General features: G+C 68.1%; 18 protein-coding genes. 3 read left to right on the top strand and 15 right to left on the bottom strand.

Annotation, left to right across the window (positions count from 1 at the left end):
• Window positions 1-45 precede the first annotated feature (45 nt).
• The 9 genes from hflC to rlmE form a co-directional block, all read right to left on the bottom strand.
• Window positions 46-909 (bottom strand): protease modulator HflC, encoded by an 864-nt coding sequence (gene hflC / locus G582_RS0102420; protein WP_028838473.1) that lies wholly within the window; start codon window positions 907-909, stop codon window positions 46-48.
• Window positions 906-1,964, bottom strand: coding sequence for an FtsH protease activity modulator HflK (gene hflK / locus G582_RS0102415; protein WP_083960910.1), 1,059 nt, complete (start codon window positions 1,962-1,964; stop codon window positions 906-908). Before hflK ends, hflC begins: the two co-directional genes overlap by 4 nt.
• Window positions 1,965-2,005: 41 nt before the next feature.
• Window positions 2,006-3,349 carry a ribosome rescue GTPase HflX gene (hflX, locus tag G582_RS15120; protein WP_051246535.1) on the bottom strand — a complete coding sequence of 448 codons (1,344 nt, stop codon included), beginning with the start codon at window positions 3,347-3,349 and terminating at the stop codon, window positions 2,006-2,008.
• Between the two features lie 66 nt (window positions 3,350-3,415).
• On the bottom strand, window positions 3,416-3,691 hold the full coding sequence (gene hfq, locus G582_RS0102405) for an RNA chaperone Hfq (protein ID WP_028838471.1): 276 nt from the start codon (window positions 3,689-3,691) through the stop codon (window positions 3,416-3,418).
• A gap of 177 nt (window positions 3,692-3,868) precedes the next feature.
• Window positions 3,869-4,834, bottom strand: a complete 966-nt coding sequence (miaA, locus tag G582_RS0102400) for a tRNA (adenosine(37)-N6)-dimethylallyltransferase MiaA (protein WP_028838470.1) — start codon at window positions 4,832-4,834, stop codon at window positions 3,869-3,871.
• A gap of 5 nt (window positions 4,835-4,839) precedes the next feature.
• The gene (gene putP / locus G582_RS0102395) at window positions 4,840-6,342 is read right to left on the bottom strand and encodes a sodium/proline symporter PutP (RefSeq protein WP_028838469.1); all 1,503 of its coding nucleotides are present in this window, start codon (window positions 6,340-6,342) and stop codon (window positions 4,840-4,842) included.
• 47 nt (window positions 6,343-6,389) lie between these two features.
• Entirely contained in the window at window positions 6,390-7,283 is an 894-nt protein-coding gene (gene folP, locus G582_RS0102390; protein ID WP_028838468.1) for a dihydropteroate synthase, read from the bottom strand.
• Window positions 7,284-7,390: 107 nt separating this feature from the next.
• Complete coding sequence (ftsH, locus tag G582_RS0102385; RefSeq protein ID WP_028838467.1) at window positions 7,391-9,295, bottom strand: ATP-dependent zinc metalloprotease FtsH; 1,905 nt, start codon at window positions 9,293-9,295, stop codon at window positions 7,391-7,393.
• Window positions 9,296-9,338: 43 nt separating this feature from the next.
• A complete protein-coding gene (rlmE, locus tag G582_RS0102380; protein ID WP_028838466.1) occupies window positions 9,339-9,986 on the bottom strand; it encodes a 23S rRNA (uridine(2552)-2'-O)-methyltransferase RlmE in 648 nt (215 codons plus the stop codon).
• 117 nt (window positions 9,987-10,103) lie between these two features.
• On the opposite strand from rlmE, the gene yhbY reads away from it, so the two are divergent.
• The 3 genes from yhbY (at window position 10,104) to rnk (ending at window position 11,338) form a co-directional block, all read left to right on the top strand.
• Window positions 10,104-10,409 carry a ribosome assembly RNA-binding protein YhbY gene (gene yhbY, locus G582_RS0102375; RefSeq protein ID WP_028838465.1) on the top strand — a complete coding sequence of 102 codons (306 nt, stop codon included), beginning with the start codon at window positions 10,104-10,106 and terminating at the stop codon, window positions 10,407-10,409.
• A 19-nt stretch (window positions 10,410-10,428) separates the two neighbouring features.
• Complete coding sequence (locus G582_RS0102370; RefSeq protein WP_028838464.1) at window positions 10,429-10,800, top strand: Mth938-like domain-containing protein; 372 nt, start codon at window positions 10,429-10,431, stop codon at window positions 10,798-10,800.
• A 109-nt stretch (window positions 10,801-10,909) separates the two neighbouring features.
• A complete protein-coding gene (gene rnk / locus G582_RS0102365) occupies window positions 10,910-11,338 on the top strand; it encodes a nucleoside diphosphate kinase regulator (RefSeq protein WP_028838463.1) in 429 nt (142 codons plus the stop codon).
• 10 nt (window positions 11,339-11,348) lie between these two features.
• On the opposite strand, the gene recO is transcribed toward rnk, so the two are convergent.
• The 6 genes from recO to lepA form a co-directional block, all read right to left on the bottom strand.
• Window positions 11,349-12,092 (bottom strand): DNA repair protein RecO, encoded by a 744-nt coding sequence (recO, locus tag G582_RS0102360; protein ID WP_028838462.1) that lies wholly within the window; start codon window positions 12,090-12,092, stop codon window positions 11,349-11,351.
• 36 nt (window positions 12,093-12,128) lie between these two features.
• Window positions 12,129-13,049: a GTPase Era gene (gene era, locus G582_RS0102355; RefSeq protein WP_028838461.1), complete on the bottom strand. Its 921-nt coding sequence runs from the start codon at window positions 13,047-13,049 to the stop codon at window positions 12,129-12,131.
• Between the two features lie 76 nt (window positions 13,050-13,125).
• Complete coding sequence (gene rnc / locus G582_RS0102350; protein WP_028838460.1) at window positions 13,126-13,812, bottom strand: ribonuclease III; 687 nt, start codon at window positions 13,810-13,812, stop codon at window positions 13,126-13,128.
• Window positions 13,793-14,176 carry a DUF4845 domain-containing protein gene (locus G582_RS0102345; protein ID WP_028838459.1) on the bottom strand — a complete coding sequence of 128 codons (384 nt, stop codon included), beginning with the start codon at window positions 14,174-14,176 and terminating at the stop codon, window positions 13,793-13,795. Before G582_RS0102345 ends, rnc begins: the two co-directional genes overlap by 20 nt.
• A 48-nt stretch (window positions 14,177-14,224) precedes the next feature.
• Window positions 14,225-15,010, bottom strand: coding sequence for a signal peptidase I (gene lepB / locus G582_RS0102340; RefSeq protein WP_028838458.1), 786 nt, complete (start codon window positions 15,008-15,010; stop codon window positions 14,225-14,227).
• Between the two features lie 52 nt (window positions 15,011-15,062).
• A complete protein-coding gene (gene lepA / locus G582_RS0102335) occupies window positions 15,063-16,853 on the bottom strand; it encodes a translation elongation factor 4 (protein ID WP_028838457.1) in 1,791 nt (596 codons plus the stop codon).
• Between the last annotated feature and the right edge of the window lie 98 nt (window positions 16,854-16,951).

The following is a 16,951-nucleotide window of genomic DNA, read 5'->3' as shown; positions in this document are numbered from 1 at the left end:
AACCCAGACGCGGGGCGCGCGTGTTCGCAATCGGACCGGAAACCATCAGCGGTCGCTGCGCATGTACTGCAGGAACGGGTCGTTGCGCTCCAGCACGATCACACTTTCGCCACCGGAGAACGCCTTGCGGTAGGCCTCCAGGCTGCGCTGGAACGCGTAGAAGGACGGATCGCGGTTGGCCGCATCGGCGTAGATGCGCGCGGCCTCGGCGTCGCCTTCGCCGCGCAGCTTCTGCGCGTCGCGCTCGGCTTCGGCCAGGATCACCTGCTGGTCGCGGTCGGCACCGGCGCGGATCTCGTTGGCCTGCTCCTCGCCTTCCGCGCGCAGACGGCTGGCCACCTGCTGGCGCTGGGCGCGCATGCGGTTGTAGACATCGTCGATGACGCGGCTGTCGGTCGGCAGGTCGAGCTGCTTGATGCGCAGGTCGATGATCCGCACGCCCAGCGTGGCCGCGCCCTTGTTGATGATGTCCAGCTGGCTCTTGACGATCTCGGTGCGATCGCCCGACACCGCCTGCTGCAGGGTGCGCGCGTTGATCTCGTTGCGCAGCGCGTCCTTGATGATCGGCGCCAGGCGGTCCACCGCCGCAGCCTCGTCGCCGCCGGTGGCGCGATAGAACGCGCGCGCGTCCTGGATCCGGCCGACCGCGAAGAAGTCCACGCTGACGTCCTTGCGCTCGGAGGTCAGGTAGCGCTCGGGCTCGGCCGGCAGCACCTGCAGGCGCTTGTCGAAAATGCGCGCGGTTTCCACCATCGGCCACTTGAAGTGCAGGCCGGGGCCGAGATCGACCCGCGACACGCGGCCGAGGTTCAACACGATCGCGGTATGGCCTTCGCTGACCACGAACACCGAACCCATCAGCAGCACCAGCGCGGCGACCACTGCCGCCATCCATGCCGGGAATTTCATCGCACGTTCTCCTCACGGCCGGCGGGGCGGCCGCTGCGGCCCGGGCGCGCCTGCGCCTCCGGCGCGGCGGCCTCCACCGTCGGCGACAACAGTTCGGGCAGCATCGCCTGCGCGGGTGCCTGCTTGGCGGCGCCGTCCAGCGGCACATAGATCAGCTGGCGACCGTCGCCACCGACGATCTTGCGGTTGCGCGCCAGTACATCCTGCACGGTTTCCAGCCACAGCCGCTTGCGGGTCACTTCGGGCGCGTTCTTGTACTGCGCCACCAGCAGGCTGAAACGTTCGGCGTCACCGGTAGCGCGGGCGATCTCGGCGGTCTTGTAGCCTTCCGCCACGGTGCGCACGCGTGCGGCCTGGCCGCGCGCTTCCGGCACCATCTTGGCGGCGTAGGCGCGGGATTCGGAAATCAACCGCTCCTTGTCCTGCTGGGCGCTGTTGACATCGTCGAACGCCGGCTTGACCTGCTGCGGCGGACGCGCGTCCGGCAGGTTGAGTTCGGTCACCACCAGGCCGGTGCGATAGGCCTCGAGCGACTTCTGCAGGCGCTCGCGCGCGCCCACCGCCAGCTGTTCGCGCGCACCGAGCACGGTATCCAGGGTGGAGCGTCCCACCGTCTCGCGCACGGTGCTGAGCGCCGCCTGGCGCAGCACTTCGTCGCCGTCGCGGGTGCCGAACAGGTACACCTGCGGGTCGGCCACACGGTACTGCACGTTCACCGCGACCTCGACGATGTTCTCGTCGCTGGTCAGTACCGGCACGCGGTCTTCGTAGTTCTTGATCTGGGTGGCGTTGACCTTGATGACGCGTTCGATCGGCCACGGCAACTTGAAGCTCGGGCCGGGCTGCATCACCCGGTCGAACATGCCGAAACGCAAGACCACGCCGCGCTGCTGCTCGGCAATCAGCACGAAGCAGTTGAACGCCAGCCACAGCGCCAGCGCCAACCCAATCCAGCGCAACGGGCTGCCACCGCCGCCGAAGTCCGGCAGCTTGTCCAGCAACCGGCCGAAACCGCCGCCTGCCGAACGGCCGCCGCCGGGCCGGTTCCACGCCATCCAGACCGCTTTTGGCCCGCGCGGGCCGCTGTTTTTTATCGTCATGTGCCTGATTCTACTGAGAAGCGGTCTGCCGGGTGGGGCTCATCCGGAAACTCCGGTTGCTGCGGCAACAGCGCGCGCAGCGGCGCGCCGTCGGATTGGGCCGCCAGCCTGGCGGCATCGGCCTGCGGCAGATCGATCGACAGGCGCCAGCCGTCGGCGTCGTGGGTTTCGCCGCGCACCGCGTCCAGCGCATGCAGGCGCGCACGCAGGCGCCCGGCGTCGGTGGGCAGGTGTACGTCGCCGACCACCCGGCGCAGGCCGAGGCGCTCGCCCAGGACTTCGTGCAGCAGGTTCAGCCCCAGCCCGTCGCGCGCCGACAGCCACACCGCCGCGCGAGCTTCGCCGGGCGCGTCGATCCGCGGCTGCGCGCCTTCGATGCGGTCGATCTTGTTGAACACCAGCAGCTGCGGAATCTCGCTGGCGCCGATTTCGTGCAGCACCATCTCCACCTGCGCCTTGCGCTCGTCGCGCAGCGGGTCGTCGGCATCGATGACATGCAGCAGCAGGTCGGCCTCGCGCGCCTCGCTGAGGGTGGAACGGAAGGCCGCCACCAGCTCGTGCGGCAGGTCGCGGACGAAGCCCACGGTATCGGCCAGAACCACGCCACCGCCGGGCAGTGCGATCCGGCGCACGGTCGGGTCGAGGGTGGCGAACAATTGGTCGGCGGCGTAGGCATCGGCGCCGGTCAGCGCATTGAACAGGGTCGATTTGCCGGCGTTGGTGTACCCCACCAATGCCACACGCGGCAGTTCGCTGCGCACCCGCGCGCGACGCATCTGGGTGTGCTGCACCTCGACTTTCTCCAGCCGCTTCTGCAGCATTTCCATGCGCTTCTGCAGCAGCCGGCGGTCGGTTTCCAGCTGGGTTTCGCCGGGCCCGCGCAGGCCGATCGAGCCACCGCGCTGGCGTTCCAGATGGGTCCAGCCGCGCACCAGCCGGGTCGCCATGTGCTTGAGCTGGGCCAGTTCGACCTGCAGCTTGCCTTCGGAACTGCGCGCGCGCTGCGAGAAGATGTCCAGGATCAGCCCGGTGCGGTCCACCACCCGACGCTCCAGCGCCTTTTCCAGGTTGCGTTCCTGGATCGGCGTGAGCGCGTGGTTGACCAGCACCAGATCGGCGCCGGTGGCCTCGCAGGCCGCCCTCACTTCCTCCAGCTTGCCGGTGCCGATCAGGATCGACGGGTTCGGCTTGTCGATCCGTGCCGGCAGCGTGGCCAGCACGCGCGCACCGGCCGAGCGCGCCAGTTCGGCGAATTCCTCCAGCACGCCTTCGGCCGGCGGGCCGCCGGCATGGGGTTGGATCAGCAGGGCGTTTTCGCCGCCGCGCGAGCGTTCGAACAATTGGGTCGGCATCGGGACGTAAGTGCGGGCGGCGGCCCGCGATTGCAAGCCCGCGCCGCGGCCGGGTCAGTCGGCGTCGACCTGAGCCGGAACCGGCTCGCCCGCGTCGGCAGCCTCACCGGCGGGGCCGCCCAGACGCACGTTGCGCGCCGGCACCACGGTGGAGATCGCGTGCTTGTAGACCATCTGGCTGACGGTATTGCGCAGCAGGATGACGAACTGGTCGAAGGATTCGATGGTGCCCTGCAGCTTGATGCCGTTGACCAGGTAGATGGACACCGGCACGCGCTCGCGGCGCAAAGCGTTCAGGAATGGATCCTGCAAGGACTGCGACTTCGTCATGGATTCCCCGTACTGTCGTGCGTTGTTGTTTGTCGTGGGCCGACGCCTGCGGCGATCCCCGGCCCCGCGCCCGTCCATCGCGGCGGGCGCATCCCGATGTTAACGCAGGAGTCAGCTCCGCGGGAACGCCCGCATTCCGCGCCGCCACTGCCGCATCGACCGCAACGCCTGCCGCACCTATGCGATTGCGCTGCAGCCGAGGAAACCGTCCACCGCCGCGTTCAGCGCATCGCGCTGCGAGGCCGGGTCGAACCAGCGTGCGTCCAACTCGCCGCGCAGCCAGGTGAACTGGCGCTTGGCCAGCTGGCGGGTGGCAGCGATGGCGCGTTCGCGGAATTCCGCAGCCGATGTCGCGCCGTCCAGATGCTCCCAGGCCTGCCGGTAGCCTACCGCGCGCAGCGCCGGCAGATCCAGCGGCTGCGGATGCGCGGCGAGCTCCGGCAGTGCGCGCAGCGCGCGGACTTCGCCGAGGAAACCTTCCGCCAGCATGGCGTCGAAACGGGCTTCGATGCGGGCATGCAGATCGGCGCGCTGCGGCGGCGCCAGCACCAGCTTCAACGTGCACACCGGCAAGCGCCGGCCGGACGCGTTGCACCGCCAGTCGCTGATGCTGCGCCCGCTGAGCCGGTAGACCTCCAGCGCGCGCTGGATGCGCTGCGCGTCGGTGGCGTGGACGCGCGCGGCAGCCGCGGGATCGATCCGCGCCAGCTCGGCATGCAGCGCGGCCCAGCCGCGCACGCCGGCCTCCTGCGCAAGCGTGGCGCGCAGCGCCGGATCGGCCGCAGGCATATCGGACAGGCCATCCAAAAGTGCGTGGAAATACAGCCCGGTGCCGCCGGCCAGGATCGGCAGCCGGCCACGCGCGACAATGCCGTCGATGGCACGTTTCGCATCCACCGCGAACTCCGCCGCCGAATACGGCTGCCAAGGCTCGCGCAGGTCGATCAGGTGGTGCGGCGCCTGCGCCTGTTCGGTGCGGGTGGGTTTGGCCGCGCCGATGTCGAGACCGCGGTACACCAGCGCCGAATCGACGCTGACGATCTCGCCGCCGAGACGCCGCGCGAGCTCGATGGCATACGCGCTCTTGCCCGACGCGGTCGGGCCCATCAACGCGATCGCGCGCGGGCGCGGGTCCAGCCCCATCGGCTTCAGTAGCCGCTTTCGCGCAGGCTGGCCTGGACCTGCGCATGGCGTACCTGCACCGCAGCCTGCGGTGCCCGCGACAACAGGCTTCCAGCCACGATCGCGATGCTCGCCACGATGAAGCCCGGCACCATTTCATAGAGCGTGCTGCCGGTGTGCTTCCACAGCACCACGGTCAGCGCGCCGGCGAGCATGCCGGCCAGCGCGCCGGTGCCGGTCATCCGCGCCCAGAACAGCGAGAACAGCACCACCGGCCCGAACGCCGCGCCGAAGCCGGCCCACGCATAGCTGACCAGGCCCAGCACGCGGCTGTCGGGGTCGCGCGCAATCCAGATCGCCAGCAGCGCCACTGCCAGCACCGTGGCCCGGCCCACCCACACCAGCTCGCGTTCGCCTGCACGCGGGCGGAAGAAGCCGTGGTAGAAGTCCTCGGTCAGCGCGCTGGAGCAGACCAGCAGCTGGCAGCTGAGCGTGCTCATCACCGCGGCCAGGATCGCCGACAGCAGCACGCCGGCCGCCCAGGGGTTGAATAGCGCTTCGGCGAGCACGATGAAGACGCGCTCGGGATTCTCGCCCAGCGCGACCGCCTGCTGCGGGTGCTGGGTGGCCCAGGCGATGCCCGCCAGCCCAACCGCGACCGCGCCCAGCAGGCACAGCACCATCCAGGTCATGCCGATCCGCCGCGCCTGCGGGATCACCGCCAGCGAATCGGCCGCCATGAAGCGGGCCAGGATGTGCGGCTGGCCGAAATAACCCAGCCCCCACGCCAGCGCCGACACCACCGCGACCAGACCACCACCGCCGATCCACTGCAGCCGCGCCGGATCGACCTGCTCGATCACCCGCAGCGTCTCGACCGGGCCACCCACGCTGAGGATGACGATGACCGGCGTCAGCAGCAGGGCGAAGATCATCAGGGTGGCCTGCACGGTGTCGGTCCAGCTCACCGCCAGGAAGCCGCCGATCAGCGTGTAGAGGACAGTCGCCGCCGCGCCCCACCACAGCGCCTGCGCGTAGGGCAGGCCGAACACGCTCTCGAACAGGCGCGCGCCGGCCACGATGCCGCTGGCGCAGTAGATCGCGAAGAACACCAGGATCACCAGCGCCGACACGATCCGCAACAGCCGGCCGTTGGCGGCGGAGCCATCACTGGAGAAGCGCGTGGTGAAATAGTCCGGCAGGGTCAGCGCGTTGTCGGTGCGCTCGGTATAGACGCGCAGCGGCCCGGCCACGAAGCGCCAGTTGCACCAGGCGCCGATGCACAGGCCGATGGCGATCCAGGCTTCGCTGACGCCGGTCAGGTACAGCGCGCCGGGCAGGCCCATCAGCAGCCAGCCGCTCATGTCGGAGGCGCCGGCCGACAGCGCGGTGACGTAGCCGCCCAGCGAACGGCCGCCGAGAATGTAATCGTCCAGGTTGCGGGTCGAGCGCCATGCGGCAAACCCGATCCCCACCATCGCCAGCAGATAGATGCCAAAGGTGATCAGCAGCGGGGTACTGGCAGTCATGCGCGGGCTCCGGTTGGACGGCGCACTTTAACCCGGCGCGAGTCCGCTCACTCTGGCCAGGCAATCCCCGGCTTGGCGGCCGGCTTGCGTGGCGGTGGCAACGCCGCCACCGCAGCCCAGACCTTCAATGCATCGACGGTCGCCGCCACGTCGTGGACGCGCACGATGGCAGCGCCGTTCTGTGCGGCCACCAGATGCGCCGCGACCGACCCCGCCATCCGTTCGCCGGCCATCTCGCGCCCAGTGATCTCGCCGATGCTGCGCTTGCGCGACAGGCCGGCGAGTACCGGCACGCCCAGCTCGGTGAAACGTCGCAACTGTGCAAGCAGCTGCAGGTTGTGCAGCGTGGTCTTGCCGAAGCCGAAACCGGGATCGACGATGATGTTCTTCCTGGCGACCCCCGCCATCTCGGCGGCGAAAATGCGTTCGGCCAGGAACCGATGCACCTCGCCCGCCACGTCGTCGTAATCCGGCGCCGCCTGCATCGATCGTGGCTCGCCCAGCATGTGCATCAGCACCACCGGCACGCCCAGCGCCGCTGCCGCATCGAGCGCGCCCTCGCGGCGCAGGCCGTACACGTCATTGAGAATGCCGGCGCCGGCTTCGACCGCCGCGCGCATGACTTCCGGCTTGCTGGTGTCGATGCTGATCGGCAACGTGGTCGCGCGCGCCAGGCCTTCGATCACCGGCAGCACGCGGCGCAGCTCCTCTTCGACCGACACCGCCTGCGCGCCGGGACGAGTGGACTCGCCGCCGATATCGAGGATGTCGGCGCCCTCCTCCGCCAGCCGCAACCCATGGGCGATGGCGGCTTCGGCATCGAAGTGCGCACCGCCATCGGAAAACGAATCCGGAGTGATGTTGACGATGCCCATCACCCGCGGGCAGTCCAGCCGCAGGACGCGGCCGTTGCAGTCGAGCTGGGGCGAGGTGTCGAACATCGAAAGTCCACAAAAAGAAAAAGGCCAGAGCGGACTCTGGCCTTTTCGTCATTTCCCGGCAAGCGCTGCGCGGTGCTTACTTAGCCTTGCACGCTAGCCTTGCACGCTTAGCCCTGCACGACGGGCCCGCCAATCGGCGCGGCCGGCGGCGCGGCATCGCCACCGGGCTTGTTGCCAGGCTTGCTCCAGCCCATCGGCGGCGGCACTTCGCGGCCATCCATGATCGCGTCGATCACCGGCACGTCGATGGTTTCGTACTCCAGCAGTGCCTTGGCCATCACGTGCAGCTTGTCGATGTTCTCGTTCAGCAGCTGCGTGGTGCGCGCATAGGCGCGATCGAGGATGCCGCGCACCACGTCGTCGATCCGGCGCGCTGTGTCATCGGAGACGTTCTTGTGCTGGGTCACGCTGCGGCCCAGGAACACCTCGTCCTCTTCCTCGCCGAAGGTGATCGGGCCGAGTTCCGACAGGCCCCACTTGGTCACCATGTTGCGAGCCATCTTGGTGGCGCGCTCGATGTCGTTGGACGCCCCGGTGGTCACCTTGTCGGCGCCGAAGATCAGCTCCTCGGCGACGCGACCGCCATACAGCGAGGCCAGCTGGGACTCGATCGCGATCTTGTTGTAGCTGTACTTGTCGCCTTCCGGCAGGTACATGGTCACGCCCAGCGCGCGGCCGCGCGGGATGATGGTGACCTTGTAGACCGGGTCGTGCTCCGGCACCAACCGGCCGACGATGGCATGGCCGGCCTCGTGGTAGGCGGTGAGCGTCTTTTCCTGCTCGCTCATCGCCATCGAACGGCGTTCGGCGCCCATCAGGATCTTGTCGCGCGCCTTGTCGAAGTGCTCCATGCGCACTTCCTTGGCGTTCTCGCGCGCGGCGAACAGCGCCGCCTCGTTGCACAGGTTGGCCAGGTCCGCGCCAGAGAAGCCGGGCGTGCCGCGGGCGATGGTCATCGGCACCACGTCGTCGGCCAGCGGCAGCTTGCGCATGTGGACCTTGAGGATCTGCTCGCGGCCCCTGACGTCGGGCAGGCCCACCACCACCTGGCGGTCGAAGCGGCCGGGGCGCAGCAGCGCCGGGTCCAGCACGTCGGGGCGGTTGGTCGCGGCGATCACGATCACGCCTTCGCCGCCCTCGAAACCGTCCATCTCCACCAGCAGCTGGTTGAGGGTCTGCTCGCGCTCGTCGTGGCCACCGCCGAGGCCGGCACCGCGATGGCGGCCGACCGCGTCTATCTCGTCGATGAAGATGATGCACGGCGCATGCTTCTTGGCCTGCTCGAACATGTCGCGCACGCGCGAGGCGCCGACGCCGACGAACATCTCGACGAAGTCGGAGCCGGAAATCGAGAAGAACGGCACCTTGGCCTCGCCGGCGATGGCCTTGGCCAGCAGGGTCTTGCCGGTGCCGGGCGGGCCGACCATCAGCACGCCGCGCGGGATCTTGCCGCCCAGCTTCTGGAAGCGCGACGGGTCGCGCAGGAACTCGACCAGTTCAGCCACGTCTTCCTTGGCCTCGTCGCAACCGGCAACGTCGGCGAAGGTGACCTTGACCTGGTCGTCGGAGAGCAGCTTGGCACGCGAACGGCCGAACGACATCGCGCCCTTGCCGCCGCCACCGCCCTGCATCTGCCGCATCATGAACAGCCAGAAGCCGATGATCAGCAGCACCGGCAGGAAGTTCAGCACTAGCGACCAGAACGAGATGCCGGAATCCGGCGGCGCCTGCTTGATCTCGACCTTGTGCTGGATCAGGTCGTTGATCAGGTCCTTGTCGCGCACCGGCGCGGTGGTGGTGCCGGTGCTGCCGTCGGCGCGCTCGAAGGTGATGCTGCGCTCGTTGCTGGAGATGTCGACCTTCTTGATGCGGTCGTTCTCCACGTCCTGCACGAACTGCGAATAGACCACGTCCTGGCTGGCGGCCAGCTTCGGCGAGAAGCTCTGGAACACCACCATCAGCACGGCGGCGACCACCACCCAGAGCAACAGGTTTTTCGCGAGATCGTTCATGTCGGCCCTTGGCTGTCCTTCCGCTTCACTTCGTTGTGGAACATCACTTGATCTGTGCCAGCTTGCCGGTGGCCAGTGCGTATACCTCCGGCGAGCGGTTGCGCGAAGCCGCCGGCTTGCGGATCGCCACCTTGGCATAGCGCCGCCGCAGCTCCCGCACGTAATCGTCGAAACCCGTTCCCTGGAACAGCTTGATCAGGAACGTACCGCCGTTGCGGAGCTGGCCATCGGCGAAGTCCATGGCCAGTTCCGCCAAGTGCATCGCGCGCGGCTGGTCCACCGCCGTCATACCGCTCTTATTGGGGGCCATGTCGGACAAGACAAGGTCGACCTGTTCCCCGTTCAGCATTTCCAGCAATTGCGATAGAACCGCATCTTCCCTGAAATCGCCATGAAGGAACTCCACCCCGGCCAGCGAGGGCATTTCCAGGATGTCGCTGGCGATGACCCGCCCGGGCCGGTTCGCGTCGAGCCGATCCAGCTCCTGGCGCACCCATTGCGACCAGCCGCCGGGCGCCGCACCCAGATCCACCACCACCATGCCCGGCTTGAGCAGGCGATCGCGCTCCACCAGCTCCTCGAGCTTGTAGGCCGCGCGCGAGCGCATGCCCTCGGCCTGCGCCTTCTTCACGTAAGGGTCGGAGAAGTGTTCCTTGAGCCAGCGCTGGCTGGATTTGCTGCGGGTCGCCATGCGTCTCGTCCCCCTCCCGGGGCCGGGAGGGTCGTGGGGGAATGGAGCCACCTGCGGGCGGCCCCCATCGTCCGCATGATACCCTGCGCACCCTTCTTTTATTCCGCCGCGTGCCGCATGCCGATTGCCTTGACCAACGCCCAGATCCGCTTCCTGCGCGGCCAGGCGCACGACCTCAAGGCGATGCTCCAGGTCGGCGGCAAGGGCATCACCGATGCGCTGGTAGCGGAAGTGGAACTGGCGCTGGAACACCACGAGCTGATCAAGGTGAAGGTGGCTGGCGCGGATCGCGAGGCGCGTGACGCCATGATCGTTGCCCTGGCCGAACGCGCCGACGCCGCGCTGGTGCAGCGGATCGGCCATACCGCGGTGCTCTATCGCCCGAGCACGGACAAGCGGCAGATCGTCCTGCCCCGCGGCTGATCGCAGCCAGCGACCCACGATGCAGCTGAACCTCGAACGCCCGGATTACCAGTATTTCCTGCGCGGCGCCGACGGCACCGGCGCACTGGTCAACGAGCGCCGGCTGACCGCCAGCTTCATCATCGCCCCGCAAGCGCTGGTCGAGGACTGGCCGGTGCACGACGCCTCCGCAATCGGCGCCGCCGACCTTGAACCGCTGCTGGCACTGGCGCCGGAACTGGTCCTGCTGGGCACCGGCGCCACCCAGGTCTTCCCGCCCGCCGCCGCGCTGGCCACCTGCCTGCGGCGCGGGATCGGCATCGAAGTCATGTCCAACGCCGCCGCCGCGCGCACCTACACGGTGCTGGCCGGCGAAGGCAGGCGGGTTACGGCCGGTTTCCTGTTCCCCTGAAGGTTGCCGGGCCGTTGAATCGCGGCTAATGTTCCCCCAAATTCCAGAACATCCGCGGGCGACGCGCCAGCCGCGCCGCCCGCATTGCTTTGCAGGAGCCTTTGTCGACATGAGCACCGCCACCCAACGTCCCACCCTGCTGCTGTCCCGCGTGGACGTGGAGCGCATCGAGGACCTGCTGGACCGCCCGCAATTCCGCAGCCTCAACACCGCGCCGCTGCGCGAGGAGCTGGAGCGCGCCGAGCTGATCGAGCCCGGCGATATGCCCGACGACGTCATCACCATGAATTCCACCGCGCTGGTGAAGGTGATCGACGACCAGCAGCAGGCCCACGAATACGAGCTGACCCTGGTGTATCCGCGTGATGCCGACGGCAGCAGCGACAAGGTGTCGATCCTGGCCCCGGTGGGCAGCGCCCTGCTGGGCCTGCGGGCGGGCAACAGCATCGACTGGCCGATGCCGGGTGGCCGCAGCGCGCGCCTGCACGTGCTGTCGATCCGCTACCAGCCGGAAGCCGCGGGCGAACTGCACCGCTGAGCCCGCACGATCAGGGCGCGCCTTTGTCCTTGGGCGCGCCCAACCGCCCCAGTTCGCCCAGCATTTCCCACGATTTCAGCCCACGGCCCCCCAGGTGGTGCAGCAGCACCGCCCGCAGCGGCAGGCGCAGGCTAGCCAGGTCCTCGCCTTCCGGCTGCGTGTCCGCGGCCAATGCCAGCAGCGCGCGGCCGGTCGCGGTATCGCGGCGTTCGCCGGCACGCTCGCTGCGCAGTCGGCGCGGCCCTTCCTCGGGGTCCAACCGATAGCGCGCCGCCGGATCGATATCGGTGCCGTCGCCGTCCACCTCGAATGCCGGCCCCACCCCCAGCGCCTCCAGCAGGTCGCGCTCGAACCGGCGCAATGTCCACGCCAGCGGCTCGCCCGCGCGCAGGCGTTCGCGCACCTGCGCATAAGCCGCGTGCAGCTCCGGCTGCGGCACGTGCCGTGGCGCCAGCCGCAGGCACAGTTCGTTGACGTAGAACGCCGCCAGCGCGGCATCGCCCTGCAGCAGCGGCGCGGCGTCCGCCGCTTCGGCGGCGGCCAGTTGGGCCAGTTCGCCCTTTTGCACGGCATCGAAACGGATCGACTGCAGCGGCTGCAGCGCTGCCCGCAGCACATGTTTCTTCGGTCCGGTCACCCCGCGCGCCACCAGTCCGATGCGGCCGTGCTCCGCGCTCAGCACCTCGACCAGCAGGCTGGTTTCCCGCCACGGGCGGGCGTGCAGGACGAAGGCGGGCTCGGCGCTGTAGCGCATGCGCTCAACTCTCCTCGTGCCGGACGGCCATCGCGATCAGTCGTGGTAACCCAGCGCGCGCAGCGCCGCCTCGTCGTCGCTCCAGCCTTCGCGCACGCGCACCCAGGTCTGCAGGAACACCTTGGCGTCGAACAGGCGTTCCATCTGCTCGCGGGCGTACTTGCCGATATCGCGCAGGCGCTCGCCGCCCTTGCCGATGACGATCGCCTTCTGGCCTTCGCGCTCGACCCAGATCACCGCATCGATGCGGTACATCACGCCGGTCTTGGGCGAAGGTTCCTCCTCGAAGCGCTCCACCTCCACCGTGGTGGAGTACGGCAGTTCCTCGCCGAGGCGGCGCATCAGCTGCTCGCGCACCAGCTCGCCGGCGAGGAAACGCTGGCTCTTGTCGGTGATCTCGTCCTCGCCGAACGCCGGCTCGCCTTCCGGCATCAGCCCCAGCAGGGTGGCGACCAGCGGCTCCAACCCGCGGCGCTTGAGCGCCGACAGCGGATGCACGGCGGCGAATTCGCGCCCTTCCGTGACCTTGGCGATGAACGGCAGCAGCGCGGTCTTGTCCTTCTCCTTGTCGACCTGGTTGACCACCAGCACCACCGGCAGGCCGGCTTCGCGCAGGGCGTCGAAGGCCAGCCCGTCCTCGTGGTCCCAGCGCCCGGCCTCGATCACCAGCAGCGCTGCGTCCACGCCTTCCAGCGCGCCGCGGGCGGCGCGGTTCATCATCCGGTTCATCGCCTTGCCGGAGCGCTTGCCCTGCTCGCCGTGGATGCCGGGGGTGTCCACCAGCTGCAGCTGGCCGCCGGGGAAGGTGGCAATGCCCAGCAGGCGGTGCCGCGTGGTCTGCGGACGATTCGAGGTGATGCTGATCTTGGCGCCGACCAGCGCGTTGACCAGGGTGGATTTGCCGACGTTGGGGCGGCCGATGACGGCCACTGCGCCGCTGCGTGATGTGGGATTCATGCGCGGATTGTAGAGCGCGGCCCGCTTTGACGCTGCGATTCCCGCAGATCGACCGACGATGCCCGCCCAGCCGGGGTCAGGCGGATTCGAGCAATTCCAGCATCGCGCCCGCGGCAACCTGTTCGGCCGCACGCCGCGAACTGCCCTCGCCTTCGGTGCGCAGGGCGGGACTGGCCAGGCTGCAGCTGACGCTGAAGATCCGCGCATGGTCCTCGCCGCCTTCGTGCAGCAGCGCGTAGACCGGCAGCGGCTGCTGCCGCCCCTGCAGCCACTCCTGCAGGCGGGTCTTGGCGTCCTTGCCGACCTTGTTGGGCGGCGGCAGGGCGGCGATCAGCGGCGCGAACCAGGGCAGCACGGCTGCCCGGCAGGCGTCGAAACCGCCATCCAGGTAGATCGCGGCGACGATGGCTTCCACCGCGTCGGCCAGGATGGAGTCGCGGCGGTGGCCGCCGGTCTTCATTTCGCCCGGCCCCATCACCAGCCGCGGGCCGATGTCGAGCCAGCGGGCGATGCCGGCCAGCGCGGATTCGCGCACCAGTTCGGCCCGGGCGCGGGTCAGCGCGCCTTCGTCGGCCTTCGGCCAATGCCGGTACAGCGCCTCGGCGACGAACTGGTTGACCAGCGCGTCGCCGAGGAATTCCAACCGCTCGTTGTTCGGACTGCCCGCGCTGCGGTGGGTCAGCGCCTGCGCCAGCAGCGCGGGGTCCGCGAACACATGGCCGGCGAACGCCGGCGGCGTGCGCTCACTCGCCGCTGGTGCCACGCGTCAGCACCTGCTCGGCGTGGAACTTGCCGACCACGTCGAGGTTCGCCATCAGTGATTCACGGCGCTCGTAGTCCACGATCATCTTCAGGCCGCCATCGGTGGACTCGAACTTCATCGCATCCATTTTCTTGACGTGATCGGCGTAGCTCATTTCCAGCCGCTTGAGATAGCGCGTGCGCACTTCTTCCTTGGAGGCCCCGGCCAGCTCCTTGTCGTCCGCCAGACCCTTGAGCGCCTGCTTCACCGAATAGAACTCGATGTACATGGGCACGATCTTCATCGCGCAAAAGGCGAAGAAAATCCCAAGGCACAGCACCATCAGGAACCCCAGCATGGTCATGCCGCGCTGCTTCTGCTTCATTCGTGCATCCCCTCTTGGTTTAACGGCCGTGCCCCTGGCCAGGCATGATCAAGGAATACGCGTTCCGATACGGGAAACGTCCACCCAATGATCCGCGCTGGCGTCGAAGTTCATCCACACCATGAACGCCTTCCCGCGCAGGTTGGTTTCCGGCAGGAATCCCCAGAACCGGCTGTCCTCGCTGTTGCCGCGGTTGTCGCCCATGACGAAATAATGCCCCGCCGGGACCGTCCAGTCACCATCGGCGACGCTGAATTCGCCTTCCAGCACGAAATGCGGCCGGCCGGGCATGCCTTCGGTCAGCTTGGAATCGCCGGTTTCGCCCGCGCCCTGGCCAACCCCGGTGTAGACCCCTTCCACCCGGTACGGCAGCGCCTGCCCGTTCACGCTGACCTTGTGGTCGTGGTAGCCGATGACATCGCCCGGCACCCCGATCACGCGCTTGATCCAGTCCTCGCGCGGATGGTGCGGCGGGCGGAACACCACCACGTCACCGCGCGCCGGCTCGCCAAGCTCGACGAACTTCTTGTTGCTGATCGGCCAACGCAGGCCGTAGCTGAACTTGTTGACCAGGATGAAATCGCCGATCAGCAGGGTCGGCATCATCGAGCTGGACGGAATGCGGAACGGCTCGGCGACGAAGCTGCGCAGCCCCAGCACCAGCGCCAGCACCGGGAAGAACGCCTTGGCGTAATCGACCAGAACCGGGTCCTTGGCCTCGTCCAGCGGGCCGGCCGCGGCGGCGCGGCGCTTGGCCAGGAACAGCTTGTCCAGCAGCCAGACCAGGCCAGCCAGCGCGGTCAGGGTGACCAGGATCGTTTCGAACCACACCATCATGCGATGTTCTCCATTTGCCGCCGTGTCGTCGCGCCCCCGCGGGGCGCTCCTACTTGTCCATCTGCAGCACGGCGAGGAAGGCTTCCTGCGGAATCTCCACGCTGCCAACCTGCTTCATCCGCTTCTTGCCTTCCTTTTGCTTCTCCAGCAACTTCTTCTTGCGGGAGGCATCGCCACCGTAGCATTTGGCCAGCACGTTCTTGCGCAGCGCCTTGACCGTGGTGCGGGCGATGACCTGCGCGCCGATCGCGGCCTGGATGGCCACGTCGAACATCTGCCGCGGGATCAGGTCCTTCATCTTCTCGGTCAGCTCGCGCCCGCGCCGGTCTGCGTGCGTGCGGTGCACGATGATCGACAGCGCATCGACGCGGTCGCCGTTGATCAGCGTATCCACGCGCACGAACGGGCCGGCGTCGAAGCGCAGGAAGTGGTAATCGAGCGAGGCATAACCGCGGCTCACCGACTTCAGCTTGTCGAAGAAGTCCAGCACCACCTCGGCCATCGGCAGCTCGTAGCTGATCTGCACCTGGCTGGCCATGTAGGTGATGCCGATCTGCACGCCGCGCTTTTCCTCGCACAGCTTGATGATGTTGCCGATGTAGGCCTCGGGGGTGAGGATGTTGGCGCGGATGATCGGCTCACGGATCTCCTGCACCTGGTTGATCGGCGGCAGCTTGGCCGGGTTGTCCATCGACACGATGCTGCCGTCGGTCTTGAGCACCTCGTAGACCACGGTCGGCGCGGTGCTGATCAGGTTGAGGTCGTACTCCCGCTCCAGCCGCTCCTGCACGATCTCCATGTGCAGCATGCCCAGGAAGCCGCAGCGGAAGCCGAAGCCCATCGCCTCCGAGCTTTCCGGCTCGAAGCGCAGCGCGGCATCGTTCAGGCGCAGCTTGTCCAGCGCTTCGCGCAGGTCCGGGTAGTCCTCGGCATCGACCGGGAACAGGCCGGCGAACACGCGCGGCTGCATTTCCTGGAAACCCGGCAGCGGCTCCGGCGCGGGGTCGGCCAGCAGGGTCAACGTATCGCCCACCGGTGCGCCGTGCACATCCTTGATGCTGGCATTGATCCAGCCCACTTCGCCGGCACGCAGCACCGGCATCTCCTTGCGCTTGGGGGTGAACACGCCGACCTTGTCGACCAGGTGCCAGCGCCCGGTCGACATCACCAGGATCTTGTCGCCCGGCTTGATCTCGCCCTGCATCACCCGCACCAGCGAGACCACGCCGAGGTAGTTGTCGAACCAGGAATCGATGATCAACGCCTGCAGCTTGTCGGTGGCGCGCGGCTGCGGCGGCGGGATGCGCTGGACGATGGCTTCCAGCACGTCGCCCACGTTCAGGCCCGTCTTGGCGCTGATGGCGACCGCGTCGGTGGCATCGATGCCGATCACGGCCTCGATCTCTTCCTTGACCTTGTCGATGTCGGCGGTGGGCAGGTCGATCTTGTTCAGCACCGGCACCACTTCCAGGCCCTGCTCCACCGCGGTGTAGCAGTTCGCCACCGACTGCGCCTCCACGCCCTGCGCCGCATCCACCACCAGCAGCGCGCCTTCACAGGCAGCCAGCGAGCGGCTGACCTCGTAGCTGAAGTCGACGTGGCCGGGGGTATCGATGAAGTTGAGGAAATAGGTATTGCCGTCCTTCGCGGTGTACGGCAAGGAGACCGACTGCGCCTTGATGGTGATGCCGCGCTCGCGCTCGATCGGGTTGTTGTCGAGCACCTGCGCTTCCATCTCGCGCGCGGTCAGGCCGCCGCACAGCTGGATGATGCGGTCGGCCAGAGTCGACTTGCCGTGATCGACGTGGGCGATGATGGAGAAGTTGCGGATGAACCGCATCGAATCGTGCTGCATTGGGGGGCGTCGGCTGAGTGCGGCAACGGCCGCGGGATCGCGGCCTGTGGGAAAGACAGCCGTGCATTATCGCACAGGCCCGA

This window comes from Thermomonas fusca DSM 15424 (assembly GCF_000423885.1).
Taxonomy (GTDB): domain Bacteria; phylum Pseudomonadota; class Gammaproteobacteria; order Xanthomonadales; family Xanthomonadaceae; genus Thermomonas; species Thermomonas fusca.
This window is presented reverse-complemented; position numbering and strand designations above follow the sequence as displayed.